We start from the raw sequence: 19621 nt of genomic DNA, 5'->3' as shown, positions 1-19621 counted from the left end.
GGTGACCTTTCGACTTGAGTCAACACTTAAATTAAGAAACTTTCCTATCCGGCAGGGCCATGATCAGCGCGTTAGACCGATCCACTGGCGCTTGGTGAAGCCCGCCATCTGGTTCTCCGCCCCGTGGCGGGCATGGGCGTCGTTGACGTGCACCTCGCCCGCGTGCAGGCGTTCGGCGAGCGCCATGCCGCGCATCAGGTCGGCGGTGAAGACCGAGTTCATGAGCATCGGGTGGCGGTTGGCCAGCTCGACGATCTCCTCCTCGGAGTCGGCGACCGTCACCGGCAGCACCGGGCCGAAGATCTCCTCGGTGAAGACGGGCATGTCGGGAGTGACGTCGGCCAGGACGGTCGGCCGGTAGAACGGTCCATCCCAGGTGCCTCCGGTCAGCACCCTGGCGCCCTTGGCGACGGAGGGTTCGACGAGCGCGTGCACCCGGTCACGCTGGGCGGCGCTGATCAGGGGCCCGAAGTCCCGCCCCGCCTCCATCGCCGCGGCCCGCTCGGTGAGGGCCGCCAGATACCGGTCGGCCACCGCACGCATGACCAGGTGCCTGCTGGAGCTGATGCACGTCTGCCCCTGGAACTCCAGCGAGGCGATCATCGCGTGGTCGGCGGCCAGATCGACGTCGGCGTCGTCGAGCACGATGAAGGCGTTATCGCCGCCCAGCTCCAGCCGGATCGGGCGCAGGTCGGTCGCGGCCGAGGCGGCGATGGCCAGGCCCACCTCGCGCGAGCCGGTGAAGTCCAGCAGGTCCAGGCCGCGGTGCTCGGCCAGCGCCCAGCCCGCCTCGGGGCCCTCGCCCGGCAGCACGTTCAGCACGCCGGGCGGCAGGCCCGCGGCGTCGGCGGCCTCGGCGATGACCTGGCCGCCGATGAAGGGGGTGAGCTCGGCCGGCTTGAGCACGATCGTGTTGCCGAAGGCCAGACCCGGCGCTACCGCGCGCATGGCGAGGTTGAGCGGGTAGTTCCACGGCGTGATCACGCCGATCACGCCCAGGGGTACGGCACGCGAGAGCGAGAGCTTGCCGGCCTTGTAGGGCTGCAGGATGTCGCCGGCGGTGCCCATCGCCTGGACCGAGGAGATGTGCAGCTGCTTGATGCCGGTCGACACCTCGTCCTCGGCCTTGCGGCGCAGGCCGCCGGTCTCGCTCATGCTCAGCCGTACGAGCTCCTCGTAGCGGCTCTGCAGGTGCTCGGCCATGAGGCGCAGGTAGGCGGCGCGCTCGGGAGCGGCCAGCGCGGCCCAGCCCGGCTGGGCGGCGCGGGCGGCGGCGACCGCCTCGTCCACGTCGGCGGCGCCGGCGGGCGCGTAGCGTCCGATCGGCTCGCCGGTGGCCTTGTCGTGCACCGGGCTCCAGCGCTGCGCGGACCGGAAGACGCCGTTGAGGTAGGGGGAGGCCTCAGCCATGTCTCACTCCATATTTTTAGGCTTTGTGCATTGTTTAAAATAAGTAGTGAAGCGTCAATGGCGGTTGAGTCGGACGAAAACGGGCAGGGCGGGACGGGTCCGAGAATCGAAAGGTGAGGAGGAGCCGACGTGCTCACCCTGACAACCAACGCCGCCCAGGCGATCCGCGATCTGACGGCCAACGCGCCGCAGCCGGAGTCGAGCGGCATCCGCATCTCGGCCAAGGGTCCCGAGGCGGACTCGCTGGTCCTGTCGCTCGCGACGGGGCCCGAACCGGCCGACGAGGTGGTGGAGAAGGAGGGCGCCCGCGTCTACCTCGACGAGACCGCCGCGGTGGCCCTGGGGGACAAGGCTCTGGATGCCGGGGAGACCGCCGAGGGCGGGCTCTCCTTCACGGTGACAGAACAGCCATGAGCGTGTACGGCGGGCGGGCACGCGCACCGCTCGCCCGCCGTACCATGATCAGCCCTTGAGACGCCCGGCCAGGTAGCGCAGCTGCGCCTCCTTCTGGAAGCCGCTGCCGCCCTCGTGGTTGTTCCAGGGGTAGACGTTGATCTCCTTCTCGCCCTGCCAGTGGTTGTAGGCGGCGAAGACCGTCGACGGCGGGCACACGTCGTCCATGAGGCCGACGGAGTAGAGCGCGTCGGCCTGGCCGCGGGCGGCGAAGTTGAGCCCGTCGAAGTACGACAACGTGCGGAAGGTCTGCTCCTCCGCGTCGCGGTGGGTCGACAGGAACCGCACGATCTCCGCGTACGGGTCGCGCGGGGTGATCTCCACCGCCCGGCGGAAGTGCGTCAGGAACGGCACGTCGATGAGCGCCGCCCGCACCTGGCCGGGACGCAGCCCGGCCACGGCCTGGGCGATGCCGCCGCCCTGGCTGCCGCCCAGCACCGCGATACGCGACGGGTCGACGCCGGGGTGGGCCCTGACCGCGTCGATCGCCCGCACGGCGTCGGTGAAGACCCTGCGGTAGTAGTACTGCTCGGGGTCGAGCACGCCGCGCGTCATCATGCCGAACGCGTGCACGTGGTCGCCGCCGTGCGGATCGGGCGTGTGGCCTGGCCGCTCGGTGTTGCCGCCGCCCATGCCCCGGGTTTCCATGATCAGGTAGGCGTAGCCCGCCGTCGGCCACAGGATGTTGTCGTGGGCGAAGCCGCGCCCGCCGCTGTAGCCGATGTACTGCACCACGCACGGCAGCGGGCCCTCGGCGCCGCGCGGCAGGATGAACCAGCCGCGGATGCGGTCGCCGCCCCAGCCGGAGAAGGACGCGTCGTAGACCTCCACGCCTGCCAGGGGCACGTCGTAGGGGACGAACTCGGCGGCCAGGTCGTGCTCGGCCGCCTCCGCCAGGGTGCGGGCCCAGAAGCCGTCGAAGTCCGCGGGCTCGTCACGCTCGGGGCGGTACTCATGCAGACGATCGAGGGGTAGATCGAAAAGCGGCACTACAACTCCTTTTGTTCGGTAGCTCCCGATATTTCACCAGAAAAGCGATAGCTTCGATCCTCATGGTGAGGCGAGTCGTGCGAGCGCTTTCCGGACTGGGGGTCCTGCTCCTGGCCCCCGTCCTCGGCCTGGCCACCCTCGCCGGGGTCGCCTCCATCACCGGCAACCCCACCGTCTACACGGTCGCGGGGCTGGCGGCCTTCTGCGGCGTCTTCCTGCTCGGGCTGCTGCTGTGCGTGCCGCGACCGTGGCGGCCGGTGCCGCGCGCCGTGCGGGCCCTCATCGTGCTGGGCGTCGCCGGGTTCGCCGGCTGGCAGGTCAGCGTGGCCGCGCTCAACCCCGCCGCCCGCGCCGCCGCGCTGCCGGAACTGGCCGGGCAGCAGACGTGGGAGCTGAAGAGCGGTTCACGGCTGGCGTACGTGCGGCACGCGCCGGGCAGGCCGCGGCCGGAGCCGGTGATCGTCCTGCACGGGCGCCCCGACCTGGCGGGCCTGTCGCGCACGTTCAGCTCCCTGCGGGCCGACGGGCACGCGGTCTACCTCTACGACCGGCTCGGCACGGGCCGCTCGGCGCGCCTGACCGACCCCGCCGAGTACGGCCTGGCACGGGACGTCGAGGACCTGGAGGAGATCAGGCAACGGCTCGGGGCGGCGAAGATGACCCTGGTCGGGCACGCGGAGGGCGCGACCGTCGCCGCCGCCTACGTCTCGGCCTTCCCCGGCAAGGTGGCCAGGCTCGTCCTGTCCTCCCCCGAACCCCTCGGCACCCGTCCCGCCATGTTCGCCCACCTCGACGGCGCGCAGAGCGGCCGGCTGGCGTGGTCGATGCTGCATCCCCGCTCCCTGGCCATCGACGTGCTCGCCAGCGTCGACCCCGGCGCCGTGCGCTCCTTCGCCGACGACGCCGAGCTCGACGCCCGGCTCGACGCGCGCCACCGGCTGACCGCGCCCGCGCTGCACTGCCCCGGCGCGCCCGCGCCCAGTGCCCCCGGAGGCGGCGGCTTCGCCGACCTGCTCGACCGTCCCGCCCCGCGGCTACGAGGCGCGGACCTGCCGGATCCGGCCACGCTGCCGGTGCTGATCGTGCACGGCTCCTGCGACCGGGCGCCGACGCCGGGCGACTACCTCGCCGCCTTCCCCGGGGCCCGGGTGGTCACCGTGCCGTCGGCCGGGAGCGCGGTGCACGAGGACCGGCCGGAGGAGTACATCAGGGCGCTACGGACCTTCCTCGCGTGACGTCCAATGGAGGGCATGGACCTGATTCCCATCGGTGAGGCCGCGCGGCGGCTGGAGGTCAGCGCCTCCGCGTTGCGCTACTACGACGAGCTCGGGCTCGTGCCTCCCGCCGCTCGGGCCGGGGGGCGGCGCATGTACGGCCGGCGGGAGCTTCGCCGGGTCGCCTTCCTGCGGATCGCACAGCGGCTGGGGCTCTCGCTGGACACGGCGGGGGCGGTGCTCGACAGCCCGGCGCCGCGCCGGCGCTCGTCGATCGACGAGCAGATCGGGCAGCTCGACGAGCTCATCGCGCGGGCCTCGCAGGCGCGCGAGTTCCTGGTGCACGCCCGCGACTGCCCGGCCGAGCACCCGGCGCGTGACTGCCCGACGATGACGGGCGCGCTGGACGCGCTCGTCGACGGCCGGACGACGGTCGACCGCCTGGCGGGAGAGGCGGCGGCGCCCACGGGGTTGCCGACGGGGTTGCCGTCGCGGTCGCCGTCGCGGTCGCCGACGGGGATGCCGTCGCGGTCGCCGACGAGCTCCAGCTGACCGCCGCCGCCCGCGGGCCGGGGACCGTCGATCCCGGCAGCGTCCGGGCCACGGCGTCCGGGCCACGGCGTCCGGGCCACGGCGCCCGAGCCCACGGGCGGTCGCCGGGCGGGTGGCGGTCGGCGCTCCGCCCGGCGGTGTGTTCAGGCGGCGGGTCAGGCGGAGGCCGGGTCCCAGTCCTCCGGCAGCGGCGGCGGCTGCTCGAAGGTCGAGGCGATCGGGACGAACCGGCCCTGCTCCGCCGACTCGACGATGGCGCACATCACGTCCACCACGTGCAGCGCCAGCTCGCCCGAGGCGCGGTGCGGACGGCCGGCGGCGATGGCGCGTGCCATCTCCACCACGCCGATCCCCCGCCCCACGGTCGTGCCCTCGACCGGCAGCTCCATCCAGTCGCCCTCCCCCAGCCTGCGCAGGCGCAGCGGCCCGGCGAAGGTGTTGGGGTCGGGAGCGGCCAGCGTCGCCTCGGTCCCGGTGATCTCGATGAAGCCGTGACGCGGCAGCGGCGAGTCGAAGCTGAACACCGCGGTGGCGTTCTGACCGGAGGCGAACTCCAGCAGCGCGCTGACGTGGGTGAACACCTCGACGTCGAACTCGGTCCCGGCCAGCGGCCCGGAGCCGACCCTGCGCCTGGTGTGGGCGCGCGAGCCGTTGGCGGCGACCCGCGTGACCGGCCCGAACAGGACGGCGAGCGCGGTGAGGTAGTACGGGCCCATGTCGAACAGCGGCCCGGCCCCCCGCTGGTAGAAGAAGGCCGGACTGGGGTGCCAGGCCTCCGGCCCCGGTCCCTGCAGCAGGGTGAGGGCCGAACCGGGGACGCCGATCTGCCCGCCGGCCACCGCGCGCAGGGCGCTCTGCAGCCCGGCGCCGAGGAAGGTGTCGGGTGCGCAGCCGACCCGCACGCCCAGCTTGTCGGCCTCCTCCAGCAACGCGCGTCCCGCCTCGGGGTCGAGCGCGAGGGGCTTTTCCACGTAGACGTGCTTGCCCGCGCGCACGGCGGTGAGCGAGACCTCGACGTGGGCGGCGGGCACGGTCAGGTTGACGACCAGCTCCACGTCGGGGTGGTTGATCACTTCCGAGGCCTCGCCCCACACCGGCACGCCGTACTGCTCGGCGGTCTCGCGGGCACGTTCCACGTCGAGGTCGGCGACGCCGACGACCTTCACCTCGGGGAAGGTCTGGAAGTTGCGCAGGTAGGCGTGGCTGATGTTGCCGCACCCGATGATGCCGATGCCGATCAAGCCTCCACCTCCCGCAGGTAGGCGATCGAGCGGGAGACCGCGTCCCAGATGTCGCCGTCGAAGCGGTCGAGCTCGACGATGCGCTGGGCGTGCGGCGCGGCGGCCAGGATGTCCTTGATCGGCAGCACGCCATCACCCACGGCGGTCATGGCGTCGGTGGTGTTGGCGGGGCCGTCCTTGACGTGCAGGAAGCGCACCCGCTCGCCCAGGCCGCGCAGCAGCTCCGGCACGTCGGCGCCGCCCACCTGCGCCCAGTAGACGTCCACCTCCAGGAAGACCGCGGGGTCGAGCGCGTCCAGGAAGGCGTCCCACTGGGCCAGCTCCCAGTTGTGGTTGTGGTAGCCGACCCGCAGCCCGTGCTCCGCGCCCCAGGCGGCGGCCTCGTTGACGGCCTCGGCGCTCTTGCGTGCGGCGCCTGCGTCGGCGAAGTCGTCCGGGGGCAGGAAGGGCACGATGACCGTGTCGAGACCGAGCACCCGGGCCGCCTCCGCCACCTCCTGACGCCGCTCGCCGATGATCGGCACGTGCGCGGAGCGCACCTGCAGCCCGGTCTCCTGGAGCAGCGAGCGCAGGCCGGCGGTGTCGGTCAGGATGTCGAAGGGCTCGACGGCGGCGTAGCCGAGGCCGGCGAGGCGATGGAGGGTGTCACTGAGGGATGACTGGTCACGAAGGGTATAAAGCTGGACGGCATACATACCACCCGACTCTACGGACATCCGACCCGATCAAGGAAGATTCGGCCGGGAGTCGAAACTATCGGAGTTGATCGCTTCCAGGAGTGAGGCGGGGGTGGGGTTTCGGCACCAACGGCCCGCCACCGCTTGGGCGGTTTCGACGATGGCGGGCCGTGGGGCCGCGTTCAGACTCGAATGATGATCAAACGTCTGTTATGCCTTCTTCCCCTGCTCAGCGGCGCCGTCACGGTCCAGTCCACGCCCGCCTACAGCGCCACGATCCGCTACACCGAGTACGGGATCCCGCACATCACCGCCGGCGCCTACGGCGATCTGGGGTTCGGCCAGGGCTACGCGATGGCCAAGGACAACCTGTGCACTCTCGCCAACGGCTACGTGACCGTCCGCGGCGAGCGGTCGTTGTTCTTCGGCAAGGACGGCAAGGCCTTCGGCGTCGACGCCGAACCGCTGCGCGTGCCGGGCGCCAACGTCTACTCCACCGCCGACGTCAACCTCGACAGCGACGTCTACTTCCGCAGCGTCTCCCCCGCCCTCGACGGCCTGCTCGCCCAGCCGTACCCGCAGGGGCCCAGGACGGAGATCTTCGAGATCCTGCGCGGCTACGTGGCCGGCTACAACAAGGCGGTCGGCGAGGGCACGACCGACACCCGCTGCGCGGGCAAGCCGTGGCTGCGGCCGATCACCGAGCGCGACGCCTGGCTGTTCGTCTACGCGCGCATGCTCTACGGCGGGCTGGGACAGGCGGCGGCGGGCATCGCCCAGGCCGACCTGACGCGCGGCACGGGCACGGCGCCGACGCCCGACGAGGTCGCCGCCTGGGCCAGGCGTTTCCAGAGCGAGCGGCAGATCGGCAGCAACGCGGTCGCGGCGGGAGGCGAACGCTCGGCCGGCGGCAGGGGCCTGCTGCTGGGCAATCCGCACTTCCCCTGGCACGACGGCCTGCGTTTCTGGCAGTCGCAGCTGACGCTGCCGGGCAGGCTGAACGTGTCGGGAGGCTCGCTGCTGGGGCTGCCGGGCGTGCAGATCGGCTTCAACGACAAGGTCGCCTGGAGCCACACCGTCTCGGCCAGCTACCCGTTCGTGATCTACGACCTGAAGACGATCCCCGGCTCCCCCACCTCCTACCTGGTCGACGGCCAGGTGGAGCAGATGACCAGCCGTGACATCGTCGTGCCCACCTCCACGGGCCCCGTCACACGCAAGGTCTGGTCCACCCGGTACGGCCCGGTCACCACGAAGATCACCTCGCTGCCGACGCCGTGGGCGGGCCTGCTGGCCTTCACGATCGCCGACGCGAACCTGACGAACCTGCGCGCCGCCAACGCCTGGTTCGACATGGACCACGCGGGCAGCGTCGCCGAGCTGGACCAGGCGCTGCGCCGCAACCAGGGCATCCCGTGGGTCAACACCATCGCCGCCGACTCGGCGGGCAACGCCTACTTCTCCGACATCCAGGTCGTGCAGAACATCTCCGACGCCCAGCTCGACGCGTGCGTCACCGTGCTCGGGCAGCTGGCGAGCACCCTCAGCTACGTGGCGATCCTGGACGGCACGCGCACGTTCTGCCTGCCGGGCACCGATCCCGACGCCATCGTGCCCGGCATCTTCGGCCCCGCCCAGCAGCCCGCGATCACCAACCGCACCTGGGTCGCCAACTCCAACGACAGCCCGTGGCTGCTGAACGACACCACCCGCCTGACCGCCTATCCCCGCCACCAGGTCAAGACCGGCGTGCAGCAGGACCTGCGCACCCGCTACGGCCTGACCGCCATCCCGGCCCTCGGCACCGGGCTGACCAGGGCCTCGATGGAGCAGCTGGTCTTCGCCAACCGCTTCTACGCCTGGGAGCTGGTCAGGGCCGACGTGCTGGAGTTGTGCCGCACAATGCCGCTGGGCCACGCGCCCTCGCGGGTGGGCCCGATCGCGGTCGCGAACTCCTGCGACGTGCTGGAGGCCTGGGACGGGCGGCTGGAGAACGGCAGCCGGGGCGCGGTGCTGTTCTCCCGCTTCTGGGAGCACATGACCGTCGGCGCGAGCCTGCCCGAGCAGCTGACCAAGAACCCGTGGGCCACGCCCTTCTCCGCCGCCGACCCGGTCGCCACGCCGCGCGGGGTGTCGATCAACCTCGGTCATCAGATCGACTTCGGCAACGCCCTGGCCGACCTGCGCGAGGCGGGGATCGCCTACGACGCCCCGTGGGGCGAGCACCACTACGTCACGCGCGGCGGCACGCGCATCCCGATCCACGGGGGCGGCGGCCACAACGGCGGCGTCTACAACGTCACGATCGCCGACTGGCAGGGCGGCTACAAGGAGATGAACCACGGCTCCAGCTACCTGCAGGCGGTGGCGTTCGACGGCGACGGCTGCCCGGACGCGCGGGGCTTCCTGGCCTACTCGCAGTCGGAGAACCCGAACTCGCCCCACCACGCCGACCAGACCAGGGAGTTCTCGGCCAAGCGGTGGATCACCCAGCGCTTCTGCGAGGCCGACATCCTGGCGTCGCCCGCCTTGCGGACGATCACGGTTACATCGCCTTGATATAAGGGGATACTTGCGCACATGATCGGGCGACTTATCGACAGGCTCATGGGCCTGCCCCAGGCACGGACGGACGCGGTCACGGTCACCAGGAATCTGCGCGTGCCGATGCCCGACGGCACGCTCCTGCTGGCCGACCGCTACCGCCCGCAAGGGGTCGCGGGGCCGCTGCCGGTGGTGCTGATCCGCACGCCGTACGGCAGGGCCAACCTGGAGTCACGGCTGCTCGGCGGCGCGTTGTCGCGTCAGGGCTTCCAGGTCGTGGCCCAGAGCGTGCGCGGCACCTTCGGCTCGGGCGGCACCTTCATGCCCTTCGCCCAGGAGCGGGCCGACGGCCTGGCGACGGCCGCCTGGCTGCGCGCCCAGCCCTGGTGCGACGGCAGGCTGGCCACGGCGGGCAACAGCTACGGCGGCTACACCCAGTGGGCCTTAGGGCCCTACCTGGAGCAGCCCCTGTCGGCGATGTGCCTGGGCATCACCGCCTCCGGACTGGTCAACACCTTCTACCCCGGCGGCACCCTGGCCCTGCACAACCTGCTCGGCTGGTCGTCGCTGATCACCGTGCAGGAGTCGGCGCCGCTCGGCGCCCCGATCAGCCCGCTCTACCACCGCAAGGTCGAGCGGGCCAAGCGCCACCTGCCGCTGGCCACCGCGGACCTGGCGGCGGTCGGCAGGCCGTCGGCCTTCTTCCGCGACGTCGTGGACCACGACAGGGCGTTCTGGGCCGAGAGCGACCACAGCCCCGCCGCGGCCGGGCTGACCACGCCGGCGAGCATGGTCAGCGGCTGGTACGACATCTTCCTGCCCGAGACGATCGCCGACTTCGCCGCCGGGCGGAACAACCGCATCACCATCGGCCCGTGGGGCCACGACGCGGGCGCCATCCGGGCGGGCCTGATCGACGCCGTCTCCTGGCTGCGCGCCCACCTCATGGACGACGGCGCCCAGCTCCGCCGCGCCCCGGTCCGCCTGCACCTGCAGAACGCCCGCCAGTGGCTCGACTTCGACAGCTGGCCGCCGCCCGCCACCCCGACGACGCTGCACCTGGGTCCGCGGGGCGGGCTCGGCTGGGAGGCCACCGGCGAGCCCGGCCACGACTCCTTCGTCCACGACCCCGCCGACCCCGCCCCGACCGTCGGCGGGCCGCTGCTCGGCGGCAAGGGCGGGCAGCGCGACCAGCGCGAGCTGGAGCGCCGCCGCGACGTGCTCGTCTACACCTCCGCCCCGCTGCCCCGCGACCTCGACCTGGTCGGCCCGGTCACCGCGCGCGTCGCCGTGCGCACCGACACCGGGTTCGGCGACCTGTTCGTCCGGCTGTGCGACGTCGACCAGGCGGGCCTGTCGCGCAACGTCACCGACGGCGTGCTCCGCCTCGCCCCGGACGACGACGAGGTCACGGTCGAGCTGTTCCCCACCGGTTACCGGTTCCTGCGCGGCCACCGGCTGCGCGTGCAGGTCTCGGGCGCCTGCTTCCCGCGTTTCGCCCGCAACCACGGCACCGGCGAGCCCGCCGCCTCGGCCGTGGCCGGCAAGCGGGTCTCCTACGAGATCGGCCACACCTCGGCGCTCACGCTCCCGGTGCTGACCTGAGCGTGGGCACCGCCGCCAGCAGCGTGCGGGTGTAGGCGTCGGCGGGCTCGGAGAGCACCTGCTCGACCGGGCCGCTCTCGACGATGCGGCCCGCCCGCATCACCGCCACGTGATCGCTCACGTAGCGCACCACGGCCAGGTTGTGGGAGATGAACAACATCGTCAGGCCGAGCTCGCGCTGGATCTCGCGGACCAGGTTGAGCACGAGGCCCTGGACCGAGACGTCGAGCGCCGAGGTGATCTCGTCGGCGATGACCACCTCGGGGCGGGCCGTCAGCGCGCGGGCCAGCGCCACGCGCTGGCGCTGACCGCCGGACAGGTGGCGCGGCAGCCGTACGGCCAGCGCCGGGTCCAGGCCGACGAGGTCGAGCAGGCGGGAGACCTCGTCGGAGCGCGTACGGCGGGGCAGCGCCTCGGCGATGGCGGCGCCGACGGTCATCCGGGGATCGAGCGAGGAGTACGGGTCCTGGAAGACAAGCTGGACGCGGCTGCGCGGGTGGATGGCGCCGCCCGACAGCGGCACCAGGCCGACCGCGGCGCGGGCCAGCGTGGTCTTGCCGCAGCCCGACTCGCCGACCAGGCCGGTGACACCGCCCGAGGGGACGGTCAGGGTGACGTCGTCGACCACGGTGACCGCTCTGCGGCCCCGGCCGAGCCGTACCGAGACGCCGTGGAACTCCAGGGCCGTCATCGGCTCTCCTCCTTGAGGACGTGCTCCGTGGTGTGCGGGTGCCAGCAGGCGACGGCGCCGTCGAAGGCGGGCGTCTCGGCGTGGCAGCGGGAGTCGGCGCGGGGGCAGCGCGGGGCGAAGGGGCAGCCGCCGGTGACGTCCAGCGGCGAGGGCATGCGCCCGGGAATGGTGGCCAGCGGCCGTGAACGGTCGGCGGTCAGGTCCGGCACGGCGGCCAGCAGCGCCCGCGTGTACGGGTGGGCGGGACCGTCTCCGGCGTCCGGCTCCGCCGTGAGACGCGACACCGGCAGGTCCTCGACGATCACTCCCGCGTACATGACCAGCACGCGCGAGCAGAGCTGCCCGACCACGGCCAGGTCGTGCGAGACGAGCACGATCGCGGCGCCGGTCGTGGTGCTGACCTCGCGCAGCAGGTCGAGGATCTGCTTCTGGACGGTCACGTCGAGCGCGGTCGTGGGCTCGTCGGCGATGATCAGCCGGGGGGTGCCCATCAGGCCCATGGCGATCATCGCGCGCTGGCGCATGCCGCCCGACAGCTCGTGCGGATACTGCCGGACGACGCGCGCGGCCTGGGCGATGTGCACGTCGGTGAGACGGGTGACGGCCAGCGACCGGGCGGCGCGGCGCGACATCCCCTCGTGCGTCGTGGCCACCTCGGCGAGCTGGGTGGCGATCCGCAGCGCCGGGTTGAGCGAGGTCATCGGGTCCTGGAAGACCATGGCGGTCTCGGCCGCCTCGATGTCGCCGGAGACCTGGCCCGGCGGCTCGACCAGGCCGGAGACGGCCAGGGCGGTGAGGCTCTTGCCGGAGCCGGACTCGCCGACGATGCCGACGCGCTCGCCGGGGACGACCTCGAAGGAGACGCCCTTGACCGGGACCGCGTCGCCGTACCTGACCGTCAGATCGCGCACCCGCAGGGCGGGGCCGGGAGCGGGACGTGAGGAGCGTCCGCGGGTGCGGATCACCCGGGAGCGGCCGCCGAAGGCCTGGGCGGCGTACTCCCCCATCACGTTGAAGGCGAGACCGGCCAGCACCACGGCCAGGCCGGGGCCGAGCGCGGCGGCGGGGTTGATGTAGACGCGGTTGAGTCCCTCGTTGAGCAGCACGCCCCAGTCGTAGCCGGGAGACTGCACGCCCAGGCCGAGGAAGGACAGGGCGGCGAAGGCCAGCAGCGCGCCGCCCGCGCCGAGGGTGGCCTGGACGACCAGCGGCTCGGCGATGTTGGGCAGGATGTGCCGGTAGAGCATCCTGACCCGGCCCACGCCCAGGACACGTGCGGCGGCGATGAAGTCGCGGCCGGCGACGGAGGCGGCCAGGGTCTGGGTGAGGCGGGCGAAGCTCGGGATCGAGGCGACGCCGATCGCCAGCGCGGCCGCGGTGCCGCCGCTGCCGAAGACGACGGCGAGCACGAGCGCGATCAGCAGGCCGGGGAAGGCGACGACGAGGCCGACGAACCCGTTGATCAGCCGCCCGGCGCGCGGCCCCAGCACCGCGGGCAGCCCGCCGAGGACGAGCCCGCCGGCCACGGCGATGGCCGTCGTCAGCAGGGCCAGGCCGACGGTCAGCCGGGAGGCGACCATGATGCGGGCCAGCACGTCGCGGCCCAGACCGTCGGTGCCCATCGGGTGGGCGGCCGAGGCGCCCTGGGCGAGCGCGGCGGTGTCGATGGCCAGGGCGTCGTCGCCCCAGATGATCGGGCCCAGGCCCGTCAGGAAGAGCAGGAACAGCAGCGACAGCAACGCGGCGATGCGCAACATCACGACTCCCCGATCACCGAGCGCGGGTCCAGCCGTCCCAGCAGCAGGTCCACACCGAAGTTCACCAGCAGCACCGCGCTGCCGTAGATCAGCACGACGCCCTGGACCACCGGGAAGTCCTTGGCCCTGATCGCCTCCACCAGGGCGGTGCCGAGGCCCGGCCAGGCGAAGACGTTCTCGACCAGGACGCTGCCCGCGACCAGCCCCGACACCAGCAGGCCGCCGATCGTCAGCGCGGAGGTGAGCAGGTTGGGCAGGGCGTGGCGCAGGTGGACCACGCGGGCGGGCAGGCGTTTGGCGCGTGCCGTACGGACGTAGTCGGACGCGAGCACCTGCAGCCCCTCGACCCGGACGATGCGGGCCAGCGCGGCGGCCGGGCCGATCGCCAGGGCGAGCGCGGGCAGGATGTAGAACTCGGGCCCCATGCTCCCGGTCACGTCGGCCACCGGCAGCCACTCCAGGCCCATCGCGAACAGGGCGACCAGGCAGACGGCCAGCAGGAACTCCGGCACGACCGCCAGGAAGCCCGCGACGCCGGTGAACAGCAGCTCGCCCACCCGGCCCCGCCCGCCGCGGGTGACGGCGGCCATGGCCATGCCGAGCGGGACCGCGACGAGCATGACCACCGCCAGCGCGACGGCGGCCAGCAGGCTCGTGTACGGCAGGCGGTCGGCGATCGTCTGGGCGACGGGCAGGCCCGAGGTCATGGAGGCGCCGAGCTCGCCGGAGAACAGGGCGGCCAGGTAGCGGGCGTACTGCTGCCACACGGGCAGGTCGAGGCCGAGTTCGTGGGTCTTGGCCGCGACCAGTTCCGGCGAGGCGGTCGCGCCCAGGGCGGCGCGCACCGGGTCACCCGGGATGGCGTGGACCATGGCGAAGGTGGCGGTGACGAGAAGGGCCATGCTGATGAGGAAGCGGGTGGCACGCCGGAGCAGGTAGTGGGCCCAGGGATGGCGGGGCATGTCGGGCATCTAACCAGTTGTGGCGATAAATGGGCATCGTTCACTTGACCCACTCGGGCTGGTGCGGCCTGTCAGTCTCGACGAGGAGTTGTCGAGAAATACCGCGATATTTCGTCGCTTTGGCGGATCTCACGATGCAGAGGAAAGCTCCGGGGTCCACGCTGACCGGTATCCAGGCATAGCTCAGATGGGAGTTGGCGATGCGCGCACGATTGCTCGGGGTGATGAGCGCGGTGGCCCTGGCGACCGCGGCGTGCGGCGGTTCCGGAGGGACCGCGAGCCCCACGGCCTCCTCGCAGGCGGCGGGAAAATACGCCAAAGGGGCCACCTTCACGATGGCCATCATGGAACCGGGCGACCTCAACCCGCTGCTGACCGCGTTGTCGGAACCGCGGAACGTCGATTATTTCCTCTACGACACCCTCATCGCCTACCAGGACGACGGCACGATCATCCCGCAGCTCGCGACCGACTGGAAAACCACCGATAAATCGGCGGATTTCACGCTCAAGAAGGACGTGAAGTGCGCCGACGGCGCCCCGCTGAAAGCCTCCGACGTCGCCGGAAGCCTCAACTTCATCGCCGACCCCAACAACAAGTCGCAGCTGTACGGGCTGTTCGTGCCCACCGACCTGAAGGCCACGGGCGACGACGCCGCGGGCACCGTCTCGGTGAAACTCACCAACGCCGACCCGTTCCTGCTGCGCCGCCTGTCGAGCGTCTTCATCGTGTGCGGCCCCGGGCTCAAGGACCCGGCCGGGCTCAAGACCGGCAAGCACGGCACCGGCATGTTCACCCTGACCGAGTCGGTCGCCGACGACCACTACACCCTCACCAGGCGCGCCGACTACGCGTGGGGTCCCGGCGGGGTGACCGCGCAGCAGGAGGGCCTGCCGGACAAGGTGATCCTCAAGGTCATCAAGAACGAGGCGACCGCCGCCAACCTGCTGCTGTCGGGCCAGCTGAACGCCGCCAGCATCATCGGCCCCGACCGGGCGCGGGTGGAGGCCAAGAAGCTGTTCAAGACCGAGATCCGGCTGATGTTCGGTGAGTACACCTTCAACCAGGCCGCCGGCCGGGCCACCGCCGACGACCGGGTGCGGCGCGCGCTGACCATGGCGCTCGACCTCGGCGAGCTCATGCGCGTGGCCACCAGCGGCACCGGGGCCCTGCCCGAGGGGCTGAGCATGCAGCCCAAGGTCTGTCCGGGGGTGACGACCGCCAAGCTGCCACAGCACGACCCGGCGGGCGCGGCCGCGCTGCTCAAGGAGGCCGGCTACGGCCAGGGCGGCAAGCCGCTCAAGGTCACCTTCGTCTACCTGACCGACCACGGCGACCCGGGCAAGTCGGCGATGGAGCTGGTCAAGAGCAAGTGGGAGGCGCTCGGCGTGCAGACCGAGCTGAAGCAGATCACCTCGGCGCAGCTCGGGGCGATCAACGACGGCTCCATGGACTGGGACGCGGGCTGGATCCAGGTCAACGTGCCGTTGCCGAGCATGATCGTGCCGTTCCTGTCGGGCAAGTCCTCGACCGAGGGTGGCGCCAACTGGTCGTCGATCAAGAACGCCGACTACGACCGGCTGATCGGCGAGGCGGCCAAGGCCCCGACGGAGGCCGACAGCTGCGCCAAGTGGAACGCCGCCGAGGAGGCGCTGTTCGCCAAGGCCGACATCGTGCCGTTCGCCGACACCACGACGCCGCTGTACGGCAACGGCGCCGAGTTCGCCCGCATCGGCGGCCCCTTCCACCCCAGCACGATCAGGATGCTGGCCAAGTAGTCACTTGTAGTCACTGGTGGAGCCGCAGCTGCAGGCTGACCGCGAGCCGGGCGCCCGGATCGTCGAGATCCAGGCCCGAGATCGTGGTCAGCCTGCGCAGCCGGTAGCGGAAGGTGTTCTGGTGCACCTGGACGGCCTTGGCGGCGGCGTGCACGTTGCCGAGGTGGTCCAGGTAGGCCTTGAGGGTGAGCACCAGGTCGGTCCCGTGCTCGGCGTCGTAGGCCAGCAGCTTCTCGTACGGCCCGGCGGGCGGCTGCTCCTCGGCCGCCACCAGGTCGCCCAGCTGCAGCAGCAGCGAGTCGAAGTAGACCTCCGCGTACGACGCCGCCACACCCGAGGCGCCGCGCGATCGCAGCACCCGCAGCGCCCGCGCGGCGTCGGCGCGTGATCTGCCCACCTCGGCCAGCGTGTTGACCAGGCGCCCGACGCCGATGGCGGCGGGGAAGCGCCGCCCGGTCCTGGACAGGAAGCTCTCGGCGACCTTGACCGCCCGGGCCTCGGCGTCGGCGCCGGGCGCGTGCATCGGCAGGACGGCGTAGGCGACGCTGCCGACGAGGGCCGCGGCGGCGTGCGGGTGGATGGCGCCGACGTGCAGCGCGAGCGCGTCGCAGAAGCGCTGGCGTTCGCCCTCGCGTCCCGCGGCGTCCTCGATCGAGGTCTCGTGCAGCCCGGCCGCCAGGACGCAGACGCGCTCGGTGGCGAGGCCGAGCCTGGCGGCGGCGTCGGCGGCGTCGCGCCCGCCCTCCAGGACGGTGGAGAGCAGGTCGGCGCGCAGGCGGCGCTGGGCGTCGGCGCCCGCCCGCTGCCGCAGCAGGTGCAAAGCGACGATCTTGGCGGCGTCCGCGAAGGCACGCCGCCTGCCGTCGGGCAGGGGCCCGTCGACGGTGGCCCACATGGAGCCGAGGATCTCGTCGCCCGCCCGTACGGCTATCGCCGCGCGGGGCAGCATGCCGTTGCCCAGGTCGAAGAAGATCGGCTCGCGCGAGTGATAGAGCTCGCGGTAGATGCCGCGCTCCTCCTGCAGCCGCTGGTACTTCTCCGGAACCTTGCGCCCCAGCACGGTCTCGATGCGGGCCTGGTCGGCCTCGTCCTGCCGCCCGGAGAAGGCCAGGACGCGCGAGGAACGGTCCTCGATGGTGATCGGCGCGTCGAGCAGCTCGCACACGGCGTTGGCCAGGGTGAACAGGTCGTCGGGGCTCTCGGCGGGCTCGCCCGCGACCTCGCCCTCCGCCAGCAGCGAGCGCAGCAGCGCGGCGACCTGCGCCCAGGAGGCCGCGCGGGTCAGTCCCAGCAGGGCCACCCCGGTCTGCAGCACCTTGGCGCGCACCACCTCGTCCAGTTGCACCGGCATCTTGACCACCAGTCCCGCCGCCTGCTGGGCGCCGAGCTCGTCGAGCAGGGCGCAGATGCGCGAGGCGCCCTCGACGCCCACGCCGAGCAGGATGGCGCCGCGGCCGATGCTGAGCTCGTCGAGCGGGTCGTAGATCTGGACCGAGCTGATCTCGAACTCCAGCTCGCCCGGCGAGGCCACGACGTCGAGAAACGTCGAGCCCAGGTCGTCCAGGATGCGGGCCAGGCTACTCACGCTGTTGCTCACGGTTCAGGACATACCACCCATCTCGTGTCACGTCGACGATCTCGTGGCCGGCGTCGGCCGCCGTCATCAGGGCCTCACGTACGGCGGCGCGCCAGCGCCTGGCACTGTCCGGGGCACGCAGGCGCAGGCTTTCGACGTCCTTCGGCATGGCCACGGCCAGGCGCTCGTGCTCGCCGGGCTGGACGGCCAGGCGCACGGGGTCGAGGCCGTCCCTGCCGAGCAGGACGGCCGCGTCCGCCACCCCCGAGGGGTCACGGGGGCGCTCCACCTCCCACACGACGTAGAGGCGGTCGCTGGCATCGCCCGCGTTGATCGAGTCGCGCATGGTGCCGTAGAAGTCCGGCAGGTAGGCGGCGATGCGGGCGCCGAGCCGGTGCACGTTGAGGTAGGCGTTGCGGCTGACCAGCGGATCGAACGTCCAGGAGATGTACGGCACGCCGCGCTCGCGGCACCAGGAGCGCTGGTGCTGCTTCAGCGCGTACCCGGTGCCGCCGCGGGCGCCGGGCAGCACGCCGGTGATGTGGGAGTGCAGGTGCCCGTCACCGGCGAGGAAGCCGACCGCGATCCCGACCAGTTCACCCTGGGCGTGCGCGCCCGCCACGTAACCGCCCACGTGGGAGATGGTCCTGATCAGGCCGGGTTCGAGCAGCATGCTGCCCCAGATGCGGGTGATCAGCTCGGCGGCGCGGTGGTGGTCGGCCACCTCGGTCAGCTCGCCGATGGTCAGCTCGGCGGTCTCGTTCACGGAAGCCTGGGGGTCGAGCGCAGGCTGAAGTACTGGTAGGGCGTGCCGTCCTCGCGGGTGGCGAAGGTGACGCCGACCCAGGTGGCGGTGCCCTCGCGGCGGGCGAGGTACCGGTCGTCGTCGAGCGCGACCAGGTCGAAGAGCATCGGCTCGTCCAGGTCGGCGAAGGCGCTGGTGTTGAGGTAGGTCATGCGGGCGCCCTCGACGGTGATGCGGGCCGACTCGCGCTCGTAGACGCCGTCGTGCCGGCCGTCGACGGGGACGACCTCGCCGGGCGGCTGCGGGAGCGGGCGCGGGCGCACCCCGCACAACGCGGGGAAGAGCTCCTGGGCGACGGCTTGGAAGAAGCCGTAGGTGTCGCCGCCGTTGGCCAGCACGCAGACCGTGGTTCCAGAGTCGTTGCCGGTGCCGGTGCCGGGCAGGGTCCACAGCTGCGCCGACTGGCCGATGGTGTTGCCGCCGTGGCTCCAGACGGCCCGGCCCTCCCAGGTGTCGAGGATCCAGCCCAGGCCCCAGTGCGTGCCGTACGGGTTGGCGGGCAGCTCGACGTGCGGCGTGACCATGAGCTCGGCGCTCGCGGGCGTCAGCAGGGCGCCGTCGTGGAAGGAGCGGGCGAATCGCACCACGTCGGCGGCGGTGGAGCAGATCAGCCCGGCGGGGCCGACGGTGCGCATCATGCCCCAGCGCGGGGTGGGCCCCGGCTCCTCCCCCGGCTCGCCGAGGTGGCCGGTGGCGGCGCGGAAGCGCAGCACGTCCTCGGGCAGGGTCCAGGTGTGGGTCAGGCCCAGGGGTTCGATGATCTGCTCGCGCAGGGCGGCGTCCCACACCTTGCCGGTGATGGTCTCGATGACGCGTCCGGCCAGGGAGAAGCCGGTGTTGCAGTAGGAGTGGGCGGCGCCGGGGGGATGCACGCGGGCCACCTGCCTGGCGTCCTCGGCGTAGCGGGCCAGGCAGTCGTCGCCGCGTCCGGTGTCGTGGAAGAAGTCGCCGTCGATGCCGCTGGTGTGGGTGAGCAGGTGCTTGATCGTGACGCCGGGGAAACCGTCGACGGGGGTGTCGAGCGTGATCTCGCCCCGCTCGGCCAGGAGCATGAGCTGGGTGGCCGTCCAGACCTTGGTGATGGAGCCGATCTGGAACAGCGAGTCGGTGGTGACCTCCACGCCGGTGTCCAGGTTGAGCACCCCGGTGGCCTCTTCGCGCAGGTGCCCGTCGTGCCAGTAGGCGAGGCTCGCGCCGGGGACCCGGAAGCGTTTGCTCAGTTCAGCCAGCGGCTCAGCCAGTGACATCGTCATGCTGGCACGCTAGGCGGGGGGCGGCTGCCGTCTCTTCGTTCTTATCGACCAAGCGGGAGCTGGTTCTTAGGTCTGTTACGACAAGATTTCCCGAAATATCAGGGTGTTGGGTG

General features: G+C 72.1%; 17 protein-coding genes. 6 read left to right on the top strand and 11 right to left on the bottom strand.

Annotated elements, in window-relative coordinates:
• Nucleotides 1-63: 63 nt before the first annotated feature.
• Entirely contained in the window at nt 64-1410 is a 1347-nt protein-coding gene (locus tag HNR30_RS38155; RefSeq protein WP_181614998.1) for an aldehyde dehydrogenase family protein, read from the bottom strand.
• A gap of 129 nt (nt 1411-1539) precedes the next feature.
• Here HNR30_RS38155 and HNR30_RS38150 point away from each other — a divergent pair, with 129 nt between their 5' ends.
• Nucleotides 1540-1824 carry a Fe-S cluster assembly protein HesB gene (locus HNR30_RS38150; protein ID WP_181614997.1) on the top strand — a complete coding sequence of 95 codons (285 nt, stop codon included), beginning with the start codon at nt 1540-1542 and terminating at the stop codon, nt 1822-1824.
• 48 nt (nt 1825-1872) lie between these two features.
• On the opposite strand, the gene HNR30_RS38145 is transcribed toward HNR30_RS38150, so the two are convergent.
• On the bottom strand, nt 1873-2853 hold the full coding sequence (locus tag HNR30_RS38145) for an acetylxylan esterase (protein WP_181614996.1): 981 nt from the start codon (nt 2851-2853) through the stop codon (nt 1873-1875).
• Nucleotides 2854-2930: 77 nt separating this feature from the next.
• On the opposite strand from HNR30_RS38145, the gene HNR30_RS38140 reads away from it, so the two are divergent.
• Nucleotides 2931-4088, top strand: a complete 1158-nt coding sequence (locus HNR30_RS38140; RefSeq protein WP_181614995.1) for an alpha/beta fold hydrolase — start codon at nt 2931-2933, stop codon at nt 4086-4088.
• A gap of 15 nt (nt 4089-4103) precedes the next feature.
• On the top strand, nt 4104-4619 hold the full coding sequence (locus HNR30_RS38135) for a MerR family transcriptional regulator (RefSeq protein WP_181614994.1): 516 nt from the start codon (nt 4104-4106) through the stop codon (nt 4617-4619).
• A gap of 155 nt (nt 4620-4774) precedes the next feature.
• On the opposite strand, the gene HNR30_RS38130 is transcribed toward HNR30_RS38135, so the two are convergent.
• Together HNR30_RS38130 and HNR30_RS38125 are read right to left on the bottom strand one after the other, a co-directional pair.
• Nucleotides 4775-5860, bottom strand: a complete 1086-nt coding sequence (locus tag HNR30_RS38130) for a Gfo/Idh/MocA family protein (RefSeq protein WP_246380020.1) — start codon at nt 5858-5860, stop codon at nt 4775-4777.
• Nucleotides 5857-6555 (bottom strand): sugar phosphate isomerase/epimerase family protein, encoded by a 699-nt coding sequence (locus HNR30_RS38125; RefSeq protein WP_220134452.1) that lies wholly within the window; start codon nt 6553-6555, stop codon nt 5857-5859. The genes HNR30_RS38130 and HNR30_RS38125 overlap by 4 nt, the downstream gene beginning before the upstream one ends.
• A 177-nt stretch (nt 6556-6732) precedes the next feature.
• On the opposite strand from HNR30_RS38125, the gene HNR30_RS38120 reads away from it, so the two are divergent.
• Complete coding sequence (locus HNR30_RS38120; protein ID WP_181614992.1) at nt 6733-9096, top strand: penicillin acylase family protein; 2364 nt, start codon at nt 6733-6735, stop codon at nt 9094-9096.
• 21 nt (nt 9097-9117) lie between these two features.
• On the top strand, nt 9118-10686 hold the full coding sequence (locus tag HNR30_RS38115; RefSeq protein WP_181614991.1) for a CocE/NonD family hydrolase: 1569 nt from the start codon (nt 9118-9120) through the stop codon (nt 10684-10686).
• On the opposite strand, the gene HNR30_RS38110 is transcribed toward HNR30_RS38115, so the two are convergent.
• Genes HNR30_RS38110 through HNR30_RS38095 form a run of 4 tightly spaced genes read right to left on the bottom strand, consistent with a single transcriptional unit; the run spans nt 10664 to nt 14442 of the window.
• Nucleotides 10664-11377 carry an ABC transporter ATP-binding protein gene (locus HNR30_RS38110; protein WP_181614990.1) on the bottom strand — a complete coding sequence of 238 codons (714 nt, stop codon included), beginning with the start codon at nt 11375-11377 and terminating at the stop codon, nt 10664-10666. The two genes, HNR30_RS38115 and HNR30_RS38110, sit on opposite strands and share 23 nt — an antisense overlap.
• Nucleotides 11374-13134, bottom strand: coding sequence for a dipeptide/oligopeptide/nickel ABC transporter permease/ATP-binding protein (locus tag HNR30_RS38105; RefSeq protein ID WP_181614989.1), 1761 nt, complete (start codon nt 13132-13134; stop codon nt 11374-11376). The genes HNR30_RS38110 and HNR30_RS38105 overlap by 4 nt, the downstream gene beginning before the upstream one ends.
• Entirely contained in the window at nt 13134-14096 is a 963-nt protein-coding gene (locus tag HNR30_RS38100) for an ABC transporter permease (protein WP_220134451.1), read from the bottom strand. Before HNR30_RS38100 ends, HNR30_RS38105 begins: the two co-directional genes overlap by 1 nt.
• A 40-nt stretch (nt 14097-14136) precedes the next feature.
• On the bottom strand, nt 14137-14442 hold the full coding sequence (locus HNR30_RS38095; RefSeq protein ID WP_181614987.1) for a hypothetical protein: 306 nt from the start codon (nt 14440-14442) through the stop codon (nt 14137-14139).
• On the opposite strand from HNR30_RS38095, the gene HNR30_RS38090 reads away from it, so the two are divergent.
• Nucleotides 14441-15874 (top strand): ABC transporter substrate-binding protein, encoded by a 1434-nt coding sequence (locus HNR30_RS38090; RefSeq protein ID WP_181614986.1) that lies wholly within the window; start codon nt 14441-14443, stop codon nt 15872-15874. The genes HNR30_RS38095 and HNR30_RS38090 overlap by 2 nt on opposite strands.
• Nucleotides 15875-15884: 10 nt before the next feature.
• On the opposite strand, the gene HNR30_RS38085 is transcribed toward HNR30_RS38090, so the two are convergent.
• From HNR30_RS38085 to HNR30_RS38075, 3 genes are read right to left on the bottom strand one after another with little or no spacing between them, the layout of a single operon-like run.
• Complete coding sequence (locus HNR30_RS38085) at nt 15885-17471, bottom strand: PucR family transcriptional regulator (RefSeq protein WP_181614985.1); 1587 nt, start codon at nt 17469-17471, stop codon at nt 15885-15887.
• Nucleotides 17452-18216, bottom strand: coding sequence for a GNAT family N-acetyltransferase (locus HNR30_RS38080; protein ID WP_181614984.1), 765 nt, complete (start codon nt 18214-18216; stop codon nt 17452-17454). The genes HNR30_RS38085 and HNR30_RS38080 overlap by 20 nt, the downstream gene beginning before the upstream one ends.
• Nucleotides 18213-19508 carry a serine hydrolase domain-containing protein gene (locus HNR30_RS38075; RefSeq protein ID WP_181614983.1) on the bottom strand — a complete coding sequence of 432 codons (1296 nt, stop codon included), beginning with the start codon at nt 19506-19508 and terminating at the stop codon, nt 18213-18215. Before HNR30_RS38075 ends, HNR30_RS38080 begins: the two co-directional genes overlap by 4 nt.
• Nucleotides 19509-19621 lie beyond the last annotated feature (113 nt).

Origin of the sequence: Nonomuraea soli (genome assembly GCF_013761175.1) — a bacterium.
In the GTDB taxonomy this organism is placed as follows: domain Bacteria; phylum Actinomycetota; class Actinomycetes; order Streptosporangiales; family Streptosporangiaceae; genus Nonomuraea; species Nonomuraea soli.
This window is presented reverse-complemented; position numbering and strand designations above follow the sequence as displayed.

Coding starts and splice junctions, on each gene's coding strand:
- HNR30_RS38120 (WP_181614992.1), top strand. CDS start 6,733: ATGATCAAACGTCTGTTATGCCTTCTTCCCCTGCTCAGCGGCGCCGTC.
- HNR30_RS38125 (WP_220134452.1), bottom strand. CDS start 6,555: ATGTATGCCGTCCAGCTTTATACCCTTCGTGACCAGTCATCCCTCAGT.
- HNR30_RS38095 (WP_181614987.1), bottom strand. CDS start 14,442: ATGATGGCCATCGTGAAGGTGGCCCCTTTGGCGTATTTTCCCGCCGCC.
- HNR30_RS38105 (WP_181614989.1), bottom strand. CDS start 13,134: ATGTTGCGCATCGCCGCGTTGCTGTCGCTGCTGTTCCTGCTCTTCCTG.
- HNR30_RS38100 (WP_220134451.1), bottom strand. CDS start 14,096: ATGCCCCGCCATCCCTGGGCCCACTACCTGCTCCGGCGTGCCACCCGC.
- HNR30_RS38110 (WP_181614990.1), bottom strand. CDS start 11,377: ATGACGGCCCTGGAGTTCCACGGCGTCTCGGTACGGCTCGGCCGGGGC.
- HNR30_RS38155 (WP_181614998.1), bottom strand. CDS start 1,410: ATGGCTGAGGCCTCCCCCTACCTCAACGGCGTCTTCCGGTCCGCGCAG.
- HNR30_RS38075 (WP_181614983.1), bottom strand. CDS start 19,508: ATGACGATGTCACTGGCTGAGCCGCTGGCTGAACTGAGCAAACGCTTC.
- HNR30_RS38090 (WP_181614986.1), top strand. CDS start 14,441: ATGGAACCGGGCGACCTCAACCCGCTGCTGACCGCGTTGTCGGAACCG.
- HNR30_RS38115 (WP_181614991.1), top strand. CDS start 9,118: ATGATCGGGCGACTTATCGACAGGCTCATGGGCCTGCCCCAGGCACGG.
- HNR30_RS38135 (WP_181614994.1), top strand. CDS start 4,104: ATGGACCTGATTCCCATCGGTGAGGCCGCGCGGCGGCTGGAGGTCAGC.